This is a genomic window from Algoriphagus marinus (assembly GCF_001936475.1).
In the GTDB taxonomy this organism is placed as follows: domain Bacteria; phylum Bacteroidota; class Bacteroidia; order Cytophagales; family Cyclobacteriaceae; genus Algoriphagus; species Algoriphagus marinus.
This window is the reverse complement of sequence record NZ_MSPQ01000008.1, coordinates 251,402-269,163: the sequence shown is the minus strand read 5'-3', so window position 1 is coordinate 269,163 and position 17,762 is coordinate 251,402. Positions and strand designations below refer to the sequence as shown.

The 17,762-nt window shown below is 39.8% G+C and carries 3 protein-coding genes; 2 read left to right on the top strand and 1 reads right to left on the bottom strand.

The genetic code is table 11. The features are described from left to right. Nucleotides 1-47: 47 nt before the first annotated feature. Nucleotides 48-12,545 carry an HYR domain-containing protein gene (locus BVC88_RS14565; protein ID WP_217694761.1) on the top strand — a complete coding sequence of 4,166 codons (12,498 nt, stop codon included), beginning with the start codon at nt 48-50 and terminating at the stop codon, nt 12,543-12,545. Nucleotides 12,546-12,607: 62 nt separating this feature from the next. On the opposite strand, the gene BVC88_RS14560 is transcribed toward BVC88_RS14565, so the two are convergent. Continuing rightward, entirely contained in the window at nt 12,608-15,745 is a 3,138-nt protein-coding gene (locus tag BVC88_RS14560) for a VPS10 domain-containing protein (protein WP_075351420.1), read from the bottom strand. 168 nt (nt 15,746-15,913) lie between these two features. On the opposite strand from BVC88_RS14560, the gene BVC88_RS14555 reads away from it, so the two are divergent. Next, entirely contained in the window at nt 15,914-17,755 is a 1,842-nt protein-coding gene (locus BVC88_RS14555; RefSeq protein ID WP_075351419.1) for a M1 family metallopeptidase, read from the top strand. The last annotated feature ends 7 nt before the right edge of the window (nt 17,756-17,762 follow it).

The following is a 17,762-nucleotide window of genomic DNA, read 5'->3' as shown; positions in this document are numbered from 1 at the left end:
GGGGAGAGATCCGCAACAATGAGCTGACTGATCAATTTTATAGAGGAATGGTACTGCAATACCTGACCGGAGCAGCAATCACCGATAACGACGTGATATTATTGGGATCTTCCTCGTCGAGTTCGGATGGATTTTTTATAGACGAAGTAGAGGGGGCATTTCGCTTTACTGGCAACCGGATTGAGGGAGCGAATCAATATGGTCTGTATATGACCAGCTGTACCGCTACTGCGGGCTCCCCGGCCTTGATTGCCAACAACCAGATTCATTCAAAGGCAGGTAGCTATTCGGTATACTTTGTATCCAATCAGTACCAGGGTTTTTACCACAACAACATCAATACGACAGGCGGAGCCCAGGGCATTTACTACTTTGGCTCGGGTGGAGCGGGAAACAAAATCAAGAACAACATCTTCAAGTCGAACACAGGCTATGCGGTGAATGTGGCTAACTCGACAGGTTTGGATGAGATGGATTACAATGACTTTTTCACTTCAGGTGTTTACCTGGGAAGATGGGGGACCAGCAATGCTACAGATTTAAATTCTTGGAAATCACTTTCTGGAAAAGATGCAAATTCATTAAATGTAGATCCACAGTTTATTTCAAATACTGATCTATTAGCTCAAAGTCCGAGTCTCACAGAAGCTGGCGTTGATTTAACTTCATTTGTTTCCACAGATATTGATGGCAATCCTAGAACAGCCCCAGTGAGCATTGGAGCTAACGAGTTTGCTATAGTTGGAGCGCCTTTGATTGGAGACTATACACTTGATCCTGCTGGAAGTGGAGATCGAAACTTCACAACTTTTGCTGCGGCTTCTGAGGCTTTGACCTTAAATGGAATTTCAGGAGCAGTTCGTTTTTTAATCGCTGATGGTACTTATACTGGACAAGTTAATTTGGGATCAGTTTCAGGAACAACAGAAACTTCAACTATTACTTTTGAATCAGCTAATGAAAATCCAGACCTCGTAGTAATCAGTCATATAGTGGATTATACTTTGAAACTGGATAATGCTGAACATTATATTTTCAAGAACCTGACTTTTGAAACTACTGGAACAGCTCAGGTGATTCAGGTTAGAAACCGAGCTACAGATTTACTTTTTGAAGGATTAAAAATACAAAGCCCAATAGCTACAGGGACCAGTGCTTTGAAGAAGGCAATTGATATAGCCCCTTCCTTTGGGCAAAATACCCGGGTTTTAAATAACACGGTAACTGGTGGAGTTTACGGTATTTATATCTCCTCGAATGGTAGTAATAATCGCATGTCAGGAACACTAGTAAGCGGGAATACACTAAATGAAATAGGTTTTAGAGGCATTTATCTCAATAATCAATTAGCCCCAGAAATTATTGGAAATACGCTTAATACCAGCTCTACTGAAGATCAGATTTCAATTTATGCTGAGAATGTTTCGGAAGGATTGTTAGTAAAAAATAACCGAGTTGTCAGTGGGAAAGGGAATGCATTGAGGTTAGTAAATATTGCTGGTTCAGCTTCTATTTCAAATTTGGTTTATAATAATTTCTTTTACTCCGAAGGACCAAATAGGGCAGTTTACCTATCCAATACAGATTATCTTCAGTTTTATCATAATTCGATCTGGAATCAATCCGCAGGAGCAGCATTGGAATATGCTTCGAGTGGTGGAAGTAATAAATTCGTCAACAATATTTTCCAATCTGGAACTGGCTATGCCTTGAAGATTTTAGCCACTTCAGCAATTGCAGAAAGTAATTATAACAACCTCTTTACCACTGGTAGTAATCTAGGATTATGGGGTGCTTCGACTAATTCAAATCTAGCCGCTTGGAGAAGTTCTTCTTCTCAGGATCTTAATTCAGTAACTGTCAATTCAGATTTTTTCTCAAGTTCGAATTTGGTTCCTCAGAATGAAGCTTTGGCATCAAATGGATTTGATTTGACCGCTATTGTTTCGACAGACATCGAAGATAATCCTAGAACTCTGCCAGTAAGTCTGGGAGCAGTAGAGTTTACCGCAGTAAATGGATTAGACATTTCAGCAAATGCTATAATTGATCCTTCCTCAGATTGTTCTTTGACTACCGAAGAGGCTGTTTCCCTCAGAATAGAAAATGTGGGAAGTACTTTCGCAGAGAATTTGATATTGGCTTATTCAGTCAATGGAACTGAAATAATCCAGGAGACTTTGCCAATTGGTTTGGTGCTTTCTCCAGGTGAAGTTTATACCTATACTTTTACCCAAAAAGCTGACTTAAGTTCAAAAGGGGATTACCTGATTGCAGGATATTTGGTAGGTATAGATGAGAACTCTATTAATGACCGTGCTGAAAAGAATATTACTCATTACCCAGATATTGTAGCTACGATTTCTCCAGATCAAACTATTTGCAAAAATACTTTTGCAAGTCTAACGGCAACTGGTGGAACATCTTACTTATGGAGCAATGGATCTGTATTGCCTTCTATAAGTGTAAACCCTTCAGAATCTACAACCTATTCGGTGATTGTTACCAATGGAAATGGTTGTTCGGTGGAATTATTTACAACTGTTCAAGTTGCAGAAATTCCAACTTTACGGTTTGTTGGGGATGAAGGGTATGAGAGTGATTTGGTTTCTCCAACAGTCGGAACAAACGAAACAGATTTTGTATTCCGTGTGAAATATTCTGAGGTAAACGGATCTCTTCCTGATTCAGGATATCCAAAAGTGGTGATGACCTCTGATTTGGAAACTCTTGAATTTTCAATGGTAGAAGAAGATCCGGCAGATAGTGATGTCACTAATGGGAAAATTTATACCGTTACAGTTTCTGGATTAACGAATGATGTGAATTGGAATACCCGGATTCAAGCTTCAAATGAAGGTGGCTGTTTAGCAATTCCACTTCTTAGCGATCGTCCTTTAGTGACTACTGATTTCTTGGATATTGCGATTTTTGCAGATGATATTTTGTTTAGCAATGATGAACCTGCAATTGGAGAAAACTTTACCATAACAGCCAAAATTACCAATACCTCCGATTATCTGGCTGAGAATTTCGATATCTTCATTTTTGATGATCAAACACTCATCAAAACTGATCAAATCACCTCAGTCGACCCTCAGTCATTTACAGATTATTCCTTTGATTATGCATTTACAAATTCCGGGTTTCATGAAATTAAAGTTGTACTTGACTCTGCTCAAAACTTACTGGAGAAAAATGAGCTGAATAACTTCGCAATTCGCTTTTATGCCCTTCCGGAAGGGATTTCAGTTTCTGCGAATACAAACAAAACGACTTACTATGTCGGGGAAAATGTAACAATTTCCGGTCTTGCTTCTTTTACAGGTTTGGATCCTGCTGTTACTCCTAAAGTAAAAAATGCTACAGTGAGATGGGTTGTCAGTGACGGTAGAGTGCGGTCTACTTTTACTTCATCACAAGGCACTTTTGGTACGACATTTTCAGGATTCCCAGTAACAGGAAATTATACTGTAAGTGGGGAAGTGGATGATGGAAGATTTGTTGAGTCATTTGGACCTTTAACTATTTCGGTGGTAGAAGACCCGAATGTTACCCTTAAGCCAGATCTTGTCAGTGATATTTCTATAAATTTTGGTACAAAAAATTACTTTCTAGCTGGGGAAACGGTAACTGGAACAGCTAAAGTTACCAATACAGGAGATGCTATAGCGGAGAATTTTGTGGTACGGTATAGTTCATGCGAGGGAGTGCTTGCTGAATTTGTAGTGGAGTCTCTAAACCCTGGAGAATTCATTGAATATCCGTTTACTACTATTCCTTCCATCATCAATAATTGTTCAGATCCTGCATGCTTTGTGGAGATGATTGTTGATCCTTTTAATCAGGTTTCGGAGAAGGTTGAGTATAATAATTCAGATAGACAGAATTTTAAAAACTATAGCTCGACTCCTGAATTAAGACCTCTTATCATTGGAGGAGAGACTTTTAATCTTGAAGATCCCTATGTTTTCAATGTAAGGGCTTATAATGACGGGGGCATAGCTACAGCATCCTCAGTCAATGTGAATGTTTATTTGGATGGAGTTCTTTTTGATTCAAGAACCGTTCCAGTTATCAATCGATGTGGAGCTGCCACTTTCTCGCTATCAAATCTTTTTACTACTACAAGCGATCATGTAATAGAGGTCAAGGTAGACGAACCCATTGGTTCGGGTGAAATTTCCGAGGGAAATGAGAATAATAATACCATTACAAAAATTATTAAATACCTACCTAAAAAGCCGGATCTAAGTACGTCAAAATACCTGCTTTCAGTAATTCCGAAACTCCCGATTCCAGGGGAAAGCTTTACGATTCAGGCTAAATTCTCGAATAGTGGTTATTCTGATCTAGTTGCTTCATTTGAAAATAAATTCACTATTAGAGAAGATGGAATAGACAGAACTGAAACATCAGTTTATTCTGATGGCTTACTTAAAAATGAAATTGATTCCATTCAGTTAGTTACACAAATAGCCTCTTACGGTAATCATAGTGTGAGTTTCGTGACGGATAACCTGGGAGAAATAGAAGAAGTCTCTGAATCAAATAACTCTGCTTCAATGCCTCTTTGCGTGGATTTAAAACCTTCCATACGGTTCTTGTCAGGCGTTTGGAAAGGTGAATTTCAAGTCTATACAGTTCAAAATTTGTATGCCTATATTCAAAATACCGGCTTGTTTATTCCAAGCAATGTGAATGTCAGGTTCTATCTAGATGATGTTTTAATTGAAGAGACAAGTATTGATGAAATACCAACCACCTATTCGGGTTTAGGGAATTTTGTGTCTGTTCCACACATATTTACAGAAGCAGGTACTTTTACTTTGAAAGTTGTGGTCGATGAAACAGACGATTTCACCGAGTGCAACGAAAGTGATAATTCGTATTCAAGACAAATCACAATCAATACTCCAGGCCCGGATTTAAGAGTTTTACCACCTTATATATCCCCAACTAAAATCAATCCTGATTTAGATGAACAGATCAATGTATTTGTCTCATTTGATAATATAGGAGTTGTTCCTGCAGGACCATTTAAAGTCCGATTAAATGTTGATGGAGTCCAGTTGGGTGATGACGTCTTGGTTTCTGGAGTTGCTGCAGGTGAGGATGGAACTGTGGCTATTACTCAGCCTTACAGCAGTGCGGTTGGAGGCTTGAAGAACCTTGAGGCAATCATTGATGTCGAAGAAGTTCTTGATGATGCTAACAGGAATAACAATTCAGCCATTCGTTCAATTTTTGTAGGCGATGCTCCAAACCTGTATTTCGAAGACCTGGGTTTAAGTGTAGACTGTCCTGAAAATGGAGAGTTAATTACTGTAGATATTACGGTCGGAAATGAGGGAGATGTAGGGACTGAAGGCACACTAATTTTATATCACAAAATAGGAGATGAGCTACAAGAGATTGCAAGAAGACAAGTTAATGTTGGACCAAAAACCAACGAATTAGCCGCTTTTGAATTCACAGTTCTGAGTAACACATTTGAGTTGTATGCAGAAATAGTAGATGCTTATCCTTATGAATATAATCTGGATGATAATTCGATAACAAAAGGCTACTGTGAGAATTTACAGTTTGTCCTTAGTTCTTCGGTAGTTGGCTCAGGTGTTATTACCAGAAGTCCAAACGAAAATAATTTTGACCCTGATTCAGAAGTTGTCTTAACTGCAATTCCAGCAGTAGGATGGAGATTTAACCAATGGTTAGGAGATGCAACAGGCGCATCAGATGAGTTCATTCTTACGATGGATTCTGATAAAGATGTGATTGCAGAATTCGAAGAGATTTTTAGAATTGATATCAATATTACAAATGAATCCTGTGTAGATGCAGGAAATGGAAAACTTGAAGTCATAACTTTTGCAGGCACTGGTCCATTTACTCTGGAATTGTTTAAAGAAGGTAACCTTATCGCCACAAACAGTAGCTCAAACCTATTTGATAATTTATCAAAAGGAAGTTATGAGGTAAGAGTTACAGATTCCAATTCTACCGTTGTTTCGGAATTTGCTGAAATAGTTGTGAGTGATTTAGAAGCTCCAAATATCAATGTTAAACAGAATATAACGGTCTATTTAAATGATTTAGGAATAGGGACTTTGACTATCGGAATGGTCGAAAATGGATCTGTTGATAATTGTGGTATTGCTGAGTATTACTTCGAGACTGGCCTAGAAGCAATTGATTTTGATTGCTCCAATATAGGTATAGAGAATACGGTTAATTATAAGGTGGTAGATACCAATGGCAATGTAGCAACAGAGGTTGTTTTGATCACTGTTGTAGAAGAAATTAAACCAGTGATCACGAATGTTCCAGCCAATATCAATATCGACAATGATGCTAATACATGTGGAGCTGTTGTCACTTGGACAGAACCAGATGCTGCTGATAATTGCGGAATTGCAACCTTCACATCAAACCGCCAATCTGGTGAAACGTTCCCAGAGGGAGAAACAATAGTGACATACACTGCCACAGATATTCATGGGAATGTGGAAACTGCAAGCTTCACGGTAACGGTAATTGATTCTCAACTTCCTGTGATAACTACGAATGGAGATCAGAATCTGGATGCCGAAGCTGGACTTTGCGAAGCAAGCTTTACTGCTACTGCCTCTGCAACTGATAACTGCGCTGTTGGCGAACCAACAGGAGTCAGAAGTGACGGCCTTGATTTGACTGCTCCGTATCCAGTTGGACAGACTACCATTATTTGGAATGTATCGGATGTGAATGGCAATGCTGGGGAAGAAGTGTTACAGACCATAACCGTAACTGACAATCAACTTCCTGTGATATCCACGAATGGAAATCAGAATCTGGATGCAGAAACTGGACTTTGTGAAGCAAGTTTTGCTGCGACTGCTTCTGCTACGGATAACTGTGCTGTTGGCGAACCAATAGGAGTGAGAAGTGATGGACTTGATTTGACTGCTCCGTATCCAGTGGGAGAAACCATCATTACCTGGAATGTTTTAGATGTAAATGGAAACGCTGCCGAAGAAGTCGTACAGACCATTACTGTAAGAGACAATCAACTTCCTGTGATAACCACGAATGGGGATCAGAATCTGGATGCTGAAGCTGGACTTTGCGAAGCAAGCTTTGCCGCGACTGCTTCTGCTACAGATAACTGCTCTGTTGGCGATCCAATAGGAGTCAGAAGTGACGGCCTTGATTTGACTGCTCCGTATCCGGTTGGAGAGACTACGATTACTTGGAATGTTTCAGATGTAAATGGAAAAGCTGCAGAAACGGTAATTCAGACCATAACCGTAACTGACAATCAGCTTCCTGTGATAACCACGAATGGCGATCAGAATCTGAATGCGACAGCGGGACTTTGCGAAGCAAGCTTCACAGCGACTGCTTCTGCTAATGATAACTGCTCAGTTGGAGAACCTACAGGAGTCAGAAGTGATGGACTTGATTTGACTGCTCCGTATCCAGTTGGAGAGACTACTATCACCTGGAATGTATCGGATATAAATACCAACGCTGCCGAAGAAGTCGTACAGACCATTACTGTAAGAGACAATCAACTTCCTGTGATAACCACGAATGGGGATCAGAATCTGGATGCTGAAGCTGTACTTTGCGAAGCAAGCTTTGCCGCGACTGCTTCTGCTACGGATAACTGCGCTGTTGGCGATCCAACAGGAGTCAGAAGTGACGGCCTTGATTTGACTGCTCCGTATCCAGTTGGACAGACTACCATTATTTGGAATGTATCGGATGTGAATGGCAATGCTGGGGAAGAAGTGTTACAGACCATAACCGTAACTGACAATCAACTTCCTGTGATAACTACGAATGGAGATCAGAATCTGGAAGCCGAGGCTGGACTTTGCGAAGCAAGCTTTACTGCGACTGCTTCTGCTACGGATAACTGCGCTGTTGGCGATCCAACAGGAGTCAGAAGTGACGGACTTGAATTGACCGCACCATATCAAGTTGGAGAAACCACCATTGCCTGGAATGTTTCAGATGTAAATGGAAAAGCTGCCGAAGTAGTTGTTCAGACTATTACAGTTATCGATAATCAGCTTCCTGTGATAACTTGTCCATCCGACATCAGTACCACGGTTGCATTTGGAGAAACTGGAAAAGTGGTTACTTATGATTTGCCAATAGCGACGGATAACTGCGGTATTGCCAGCTTAGAATTGATCAGTGGACTGGCAAGTGGAGAATTCTTCCCGCTTGGTTCTACAACTATACTCTATCAAGCAACAGACTTTGCTGGTAATACAATGGAATGCAGTTTTACAGTTGATGTCTCTGAAAGCGAGGATAATGAAGATCCAATTATTAATGATTGTCCGGTTGGGATTACTGTAGAAACAGATCCGGAGAACTGCGGAGCTTTGGTCAATTGGATTGAACCTACTGCCACCGATAATAGCGGCTCAGTGATCCTGAATAGCAATTTTGAACCAGGTACTTTATTCCAAGTTGGAATAACAACAGTAATCTACACCGCCACAGATGGAGCTGGAAATCAATCAACATGTAGCTTCACAGTAACGGTGATTGATTCACAACCTCCTGTGATAACCACGAATGGCGATCAGAATCTGGATGCTGAAGCTGGACTTTGCGAAGCAAGCTTTACGGCGACTGCCTCTGCTACCGATAACTGCTCAGTTGGCGAACCGACAGGAGTCAGAAGTGATGGACTTGATTTGACTGCTCCGTATCCAGTTGGAGAGACTACGATTACTTGGAATGTGTCGGATGTAAATGGAAAAGCTGCAGAAGCGGTAACTCAGACTATTACCGTAACTGACAATCAACTTCCTGTGATAACCACGAATGGCGATCAGAATCTGGATGCCGAAGCTGGACTTTGCGAAGCAAGCTTTACGGCGACTGCCTCTGCTACCGATAACTGCTCAGTTGGCGAACCGACAGGAGTCAGAAGTGATGGACTTGATTTGACTGCTCCGTATCCAGTGGGAGAAACCATCATTACCTGGAATGTTTTAGATGTAAATGGAAACGCTGCCGAAGAAGTCGTACAGACCATTACTGTAAGAGACAATCAACTTCCTGTTATTACCGCCAATGGAGATCAGAATCTGGATGCTGAAGCTGGACTTTGCGAAGCAAGCTTTGCCGCGACTGCTTCTGCTACAGATAACTGCGCTGTTGGCGATCCAACAGGAGTCAGAAGTGACGGCCTTGAATTGACCGCACCATATCCTGTTGGAGAGACTACGATTACTTGGAATGTTTCAGACGTAAATGGAAAAGCTGCCGAAGCAGTTGTTCAGACTATTACCGTAATAGATAATCAGCTTCCTGTGATTACTTGTCCATCCGACATCAGTACCACAGTTGCATTTGGAGAAACAGGGAAAGTGATCAACTATGATTTGCCAATAGCGACGGATAACTGCGGTATTGCCAGCTTAGAATTGATCAGTGGACTGGCGAGTGGAGAATTCTTCCCGCTTGGTTCTACACCTGTAATATATCAGGCAACAGACTTTGCTGGTAATACAAAGGAATGCAGTTTTAAAATAGATATCACAGAAAGTGGAGATAATGAAGATCCAATTATTAGTGATTGCCCAGTTGGAATCACTGTAGAAACAGATGCGGACAACTGCGGAGCTTTGGTCGATTGGATTGAACCAACAGCTACAGATAACAGCGGCTCAGTGATCCTGAATAGCAATTTTGAACCAGGTACTTTATTCCCAGTTGGAATAACTACTGTAATCTACACTGCTACAGATGGAGCTGGAAATCAATCAACATGTAGCTTTAATGTTACTGTTACTGACACTCAACTTCCTGTGATAACCACCAATGGAGATCAGAACCTGGATACCGAAGCTGGACTTTGCGAAGCAAGCTTTACCGCGACTGCTTCTGCAACGGATAACTGCGCTGTTGGCGATCCGACAGGAGTCAGAAGTGACGGCCTTGAATTGACCGCACCATATCCTGTTGGAGAGACTACGATTACTTGGAATGTATCGGATGTGAATGGCAATGCTGCTGAAGAGGTAATTCAGACTATCACAGTAAATGACATTGAGAAACCTTTGATTACGAATGTTCCTGGTAACATCATTGTAAACAATGATGAAGGAGTTTGTGGAGCAATAGTGAGTTGGATTGAACCTGAAGCAATCGACAATTGTGGAATAGATACATTCAATTCAAACTATCAATCAGGTACAATCTTCCCAGTTGGTGAAACGATAGTAACCTATACTGCGAAAGACATTCATGGAAATGGAGAAACTGCCAGCTTCATGGTAACAGTTGTTGATTCGGAATTGCCTACAGTAATTACTAGAAATAGAACTTTCAATATTGATGAAGGAGAGACTTTAACAATTACTCCACAAGATGTTAATGATGGAACATTTGACAATTGCGGCATTCTATCCCTAGTGCTGGATAACTATACATTCTCAAGTGTAGACGTTGGTGACAATATGGTGATCTTGACTGCAAGAGATGTCAATGGAAATGAAAATGATGAGACAGCAATTGTTACAATAATTCTTAACGAAAATGATTCAGACGGTGATGGATTCAAGCCTAGCGAAGGAGATTGCGATGATTTCAATAACACGGTTTATCCAGGAGCACCTGAAATCTGTGACGGCATTGACAATGACTGCGATGGTTTAGTGGATGACGCAGATCCGGATGCGGTTGGCTTGACCACTTACTATTTAGATCAGGATGGCGACGGCTTTGGAGATCCGAATAACTCGATAGAATCCTGCAACATGCCTTTGGGCTATGTAGCCAACCCGGATGATTGTGATGATTCTGATGAATTTAAAAACCCAGGAATTGCTGGAAGCTGTTCTGATGAGCCATGCTTAAGTGACTTAGAAATAATCTCGATTTCAGGACCATTGGATCCAAAACCTGTTTATTCAAAAATCAAGGTTTCAGCTATGGTTTTAGGTTCTATTGTAGAGGCTTATTGGGATTGGGATGACGGAACAACAACATCAGTTATAAATTATGACTCAGATGATAAACCTCGTCACGATAAATCAGATTATAATTCTCGTTATATAAGTTCTTTAATCATGCCTAACAAAACCTTCAACGGTTTTAATACAAAACACAAGCATTCAGAGCATAAGGAAGATTCGGATTGTGATGATGACGACGATGATGATGAGTCTGATGATTTTGGATTTGATGCTCAACACGTCTATTCAAAAGCTGGTGTATACCAAATCAAATTGGTTGTGATAGATGAATGTGGTAACAAAGTTGAGCGATTAACGGACCTAGCTGTTATTTATGATCCAGATGGAGGTTTTGTAACTGGAGGAGGTACTATATGGTCTCCGAAGGGAGCTTATTTACAAGATATGAATGCGGAAGGTAGAGCCAACTTCGGTTTCGTAGCCAAATACAAAAAAGGAAGTAATAGAGTAGATGGCAACACAGAGTTCCAGTTTAAGAATGGTGGCCTTAATTTTAATAGTTCTTCCTATGATGATATGTCTTTGGTAATTGCAGGATATAAGGCTATTTATAAAGGGAAGGGAACTATCAATGGGAATTCGGGATATTCCTTTATGGTGTCAGCTGTGGATGGGGATAAAAAAGATGATAAAAAGAAATATGGTAAAAAGGAGATAGACAAGTTTAGGATTAAGATTTGGAATAGTTCAACTTCTGAAATTATCTATGATAATGAAAAAGGAGCTTCAGATTATAAAGAGGCGTCGACAAAAATAACAGGAGGTAGCATCACGGTTCATAGTCCTGAAAAAAGGAAAAACAAGTCGTATAGAGAATTGGAATTGATGGTTGTGGACTGGAATACTTCAAAGGAAAGAATTCATGAAGATTTAACAGGAATTGAAAATTCACTTTCTGAAAAGCCAATTCTTTGGAATATGGATCAATATGATCCAATCTTAGAAGGTGTTCAATTTGTAGAAGGTGTTTTAAAGGATTCGGAACTAGGAGTATTATCTGAAAATGTCCAAGTATCAGTTCTTGTTTTGGATAAACCTTCTCCAACAGATATACTTCTATCGAATGTTATTATCCCAATAGATGTGAAAGAAGGAGATATAATTGCTGTTTTAAAAACGGTTGATACAGCTGATGATTTCCATTCTTACGAATTGCTACCAAATTCAAACTTCAAAATTGAAGAGAATAGATTGATTTGGAAGGGAAATGAAATGGGAACAGATATCCTCCCTATTAATATCTCCAGTTCAGACATCGTAGGAAATGTCCTCACCAAAGAGTTTGAGTTATTTAGAGAAATGCAGGAAAATTCAGTGTTAGTTTATCCTAACCCTGCTGTATCGGAGACCAATGTTAAAATAGATATTTCCCAGCCATCGATTATCCAATTAAAGGTGTTTGATGCTACAGGAAGATTAGTCTTTGAAGAGTCCGGAGATTACGAAAAAGGATTTATTAGAAATATCGATCTACGTGCACTGAGTAATGGATTATACCAAATTCAAGTACAGATTAATAATCAAACGATCACAAGGAGATTGATAAAAAATAATTAGGCATAGGATCAAAAAAAGCGCTTGGATAAATTTCCAAGCGCTTTAATTTTTTTTAGGTCTGTTTAATCCTTTTTGACTTCTTCAAAAATATCAATTGGAGTAGCCTTTACTTTTTCTTCAAAAGCTTTCCAGTCGCCATTCATAAACAATTCTACTTTAGATATTGCCTCATCAGCAGCTGAACGTGCTTGATCATATAAACGTAGCTCTGTAGCTCCAGGAGCGGTATAGGACGAACCAGCATATCTACGAGGTAGACTTACCATAGTCATTGTCGTAGGGTATAGGCTTCTTACGATTCCCTGACCTTCTAAAGTAGGTCCATCAAAAGCTTCTCTAGTCATATCCAATGATTTTTTAACATCTTTGGCAGCTTTGGTAAGTGCTTTTGCCTCTTCAGTTTCAATATCTTTAGTCATTGCTAACACTTTGTCAATTGTTTTTTGTGCGTTATCCAACTTTTCTGTTGAAGCACTGACTTCCGAAGTAAGGCCTTCCAATTTCTTCATAAAATCTTCTTTAGCTTTCAAATCTGCCAAATTAACTTTGATTCTAGGATCTGAGTAAACATTAATGGTAGTCTCAGCTTTGGAGTCTTGGAATGCATAAACTACCTTATATTTTCCTGGAAGTGCATCTCCACCGCTTGGTTCAAAGAATCCGCTTCTTCGACCTCCTCTTCGTGGAGAGTTGCTCATTTCAGCTGTTGATTTACGATCCAGATTCCAAGTGATCCGGTTTACACCATTGACAGGCACAGTTTTCAATGTTCTGATTTGCTCTCCTGCTTCATTGAAAATCGAAACCGTTACCGTATCCAACTTTATAGTATCTGCTTGATTTATAATAAAACTTAAACGTCCACCGAACTCTCTGTTTTCGGCAGCGTACTTTCCGTCTGCTGGGAATCTTTCACCATGAGGCTGTTGAATCTCTGCCTGATAAGCATCTGATGCCGGAACCGCTGTGATTTTCGATTCTGGAAGTTTACCGTTATTCTGTGCAAAAACTCGTAAAGGACGTATATCATCCAAAACCCACATTGATCTTCCGAAGGTACCTATTACAAGGTCAGCTTCACGCTCCTGAATAGTCATATCATAAGTGGAAACTGCTTTTGGATATCCATGTTCCCACTTATTCCAAGTTTTAGCTTTGTCAAAAGAGACATACAAACTGAATTCAGTTCCTAAGAAAACTAGATTAGGAACTTCTGTGTCTTGCTTGATCGATAGCGTGTATCCCCAAACTTTAGAGTCATCAGCTATTCTGGTGAAACTTCCGCCAAGATTAGAAGTGTGATAGGCATAGGCACTGAAATCATTATTTCGATAATCATTCGCAACTACCCAAGCTTCATTTGCATCGTATTGGGAAGCCTGAACTTGAGGAATCCAAGACCCTTTAGGTAGTCCTGAAAGCTTAGAAACTACATTAGTCCATGTTTTTCCGCCATCTTTAGTCACTTGTAGATTTCCGTCATCAGTTCCAACCCAGATTACACTTGGATCCACAGGGCTAGGAGCAATAGCTACGATTGTAGTATTATTCTCAGCTCCTGTAATATCAAAGGTTAATCCTCCAGTCTTTTGTTGACGCTGTCTTGTAGAATCATTGGTGGTCAAGTCCGGTGAAATGATTTCCCAAGTATCCCCACGGTCTGTTGATTTATGCAAAAACTGAGATGCATAATATATGGTGTTTATATCATGAGGATCTTGAGCGATTGCTGCGTTCCAATTGAATCTCAAAAAGACATCTTTATCTGGATGTGTTGGTCTGATGGTTTTATTATGTCCTGTGAGCTTATCAAAACGGGAAACATTACCGCCTTGAGACATGGTGTATCCATATCTTGAATCACCTGGGTAGGAGACCACATCAAAACCATCTCCAAAGGAAATTTCCTGCCAGTAGGTATTTCTGATTCCATCTCTTCTCCAGATATAAGAAGGTCCTACCCAAGAGCCATTGTCCTGCATGCCTCCATAAATATTATAAGGAAGTTCATTGTCTACATTCACATGATAGAATTGTCCGACTGGGATATTTTCTGCGAAATACCAGGTCTTACCACCGTCTCTTGTGATGTTTAATCCTCCATCATTTCCATCAATCATTAGTTTTGGATCGTTAGGATTGATGTACCAAGCATGGTGATCTGGATGAACTCCTTCATATTGAAGAAGCTGTTGGAAGGATTTACCGCCATCTTCGCTCATACCCACTCTACTATAAAGGGTGTAAAGTCGATTATCATTTTTTGGATCAGCATAAATCTCGAAATAGTAAAATGGCCGATCTCCGATATCACTTCCACTGTTTATCATTTCAAATTTATTTCCTCCATCTTCAGAGACATAGAGTGCATTCTTTTTAGACTCAATTAATGCATAAATTTTATTGCTATTTGAAGCTGAGATTGCAAGACCCATTCTTCCTAAGTCTCCTTTTGGAATTCCATTGGTCTCATCAAGTTTTTTCCAATTTTCACCACCATCGTATGTCAAATAAAGACCTGAAGAAGGCCCTCCGGATTCGAAAAAGTCAGGATAGCGACGGTGTTGCCACATATTGACAAAGATCTTATTTGGATTATTGGGATCCATAATCATCTCACCAACACCTGTTTTGGAATCTACGTAGAGAATTTTTTTCCAAGTTTTCCCTCCATCTGTTGTCTTATAAACACCTCTGTCTTCTTGCTCTCCCCAAGGTGATCCAATCGCTCCAACAAAGACTGTATTAGAATCATCTGGATGAACGATTATTCTGTGAATAGCTTTAGTTTTTTCCAGACCCATGAGCTGCCAAGTCTTGCCTGCATCTAAGGATCTATAGACTCCTCCGCCCATGGTTAGTGAATTTCGAGGATTCCCTTCACCAGTTCCTACCCAGATTATATCTGGATTCTTTTGGTAAATAGAAATTGCTCCGATGGAGTGTACTTTTTGCTCATCAAAAATGGGTTTCCAAGTGATTCCACCTGAAGTAGACTTCCAAAGTCCACCCGAAGCAGAGCCTGCATAGATGGTTGTAGGATCTGAATCAATGGCATCGATTGCAGTTATTCTTCCGCTCATGCCGGCAGGGCCTACATTTCTTGTCTTCATGGATTTAAACAAATCCATATCCACCTGTTGTCCGCTTACCGTGAAGCTTAAGAAGGTGGCTAAAATGAGGATGTAAATTTTTTTCATAGAATTTATTTTTTTTCTGCTTCAATTAAACAAAAACTGATAAGACTATATCTACAAATTATTTCAATGGGACTGGATTTTAAAAATTTCAATTTTTTCCTAGTTTTTTATTGATGGTTTGGGGGTGGATGTCAATTTCATTTTCTTTAACAAAAAAATTATTATTCTATGAATTCACATTTGTCAAGGCCTTTTATTGGGCTTTTTCTTTGCCTGCTTTTAATAGCAGAAGTCTCTGCTCAAACTGGTCGTTTTCAACAGGCGATAGATTACGAAATAGCTGTTAATCTTGACGTTAAAACAAATCAATATACTGGTTCGCAAATTATTTCCTACACTAACAATTCACCGGATGAATTGGATAAGGTGTTTATTCACTTGTATTACAATGCTTTCCAACCTGGGAGTATGATGGATGAAAGATCTCGTACGATAGCTGATCCTGACCGTAGGGTAGCTGATCGGATCTCCAAATTAAAACCTGACGAAATAGGTTACCTCCATGTGACTGAATTAAAAATGAATGGGAAACCTGTCAAATTCACAGAAGAGGAAACAATCTTAGTAGTTTACTTGGATGAACCTATTCAGCCAAATTCTACGGTTAAGTTTGAGTCGAAATTTATGGGTCAAACGCCTATTCAGATTCGTAGATCTGGTCGCGATGGGGAGGAAGGAGTACGATATTCCATGGCTCAATGGTATCCAAAAGTGGCGAATTATGATGAACAGGGATGGCATTCAAATCCATATATTGGACGAGAGTTTTATGGGATTTGGGGTGATTTTGATGTGAAAATCACCTTGGATAAAACCTATGTAATAGGAGGAACTGGTTACTTACAAAATCCAAATGAAATTGGTCATGGCTATCAAGATGAGGGTGTAAAGGTGCCTTCACCAAAAGGAAACACCTTGACTTGGCACTTTAAAGCCCCAATGGTTCACGATTTCATGTGGGCTGCAGATCCTAAATACCAACATGATAAGGTGCAGATGGAGAATGGAATTACAGTTCATCATTTCTTTATTCCAGGCGAAAAAACATCTGAAAATTGGGAAAAACTTAAAGAATACACGCCAAAAGCAATTAACTATCTATCCCAGCATTTTGGTCAGTATCCATACAAGCAATTCTCGGTAGTACAAGGTGGAGACGGTGGAATGGAATATGCGATGTCCACACTTATCACTGGAGAGCGTAGCATCAGAAGTCTGGTAGGAGTGATGGTGCATGAATTAGCACACAGTTGGTTTCACGGGGTTTTAGGATCCAATGAATCACTTTATCCTTGGATGGACGAGGGATTTACAAGTTATGCTTCAAGTCTTGCGATGAGTTCGATTTATTCCGAATCTAAAAATCCTCTGGCAGGTTCCTATTCAGGATATTTTAAGCTTGCTAAGTCTGGCCTGGAAGAACCTATGAGTACCCACTCTGATCATTACAATACAAATTCTGCGTATAGCTCAGCGGCATATTCAAAAGGGGCAACTTTCTTAGCCCAGCTAGGGTACGTAATTGGTGATGAAGTCAGAGATCAGGGGATGTTGAAATACTTTGATACTTGGAAATTCAAACATCCAAACGTGAATGATTTTATTCGAGTAATGGAAAAAGAGAGCGGAATGGAGTTGGATTGGTACAAAGAATACTTTGTGAATTCCACAAAGACAATTGATTACGGTGTAAAATCTGTAAATCCCCAAGGAGATAAAACAGAAATTATATTAGAGCGATTGGGTTTGATGCCTATGCCAGTTGATTTGATCATCACTTACAAAGATGGCTCATCAGAACAGGTTTATTTGCCATTGGTGATTATGAGAGGTGAAAAGGAAAATGAATCTGGAATGCCTGAGCGTATTTTGACAGAGGACTGGCCTTGGACTAACTATACCAAATCTATTATGATCAATAAAAAAATGGATACTATCAAATCTGTAGAAATTGATCCTTCAATGAGAATGGCTGATTTGGAGCGTGAAAACAATAAAATAGAATTCTAATCAAATA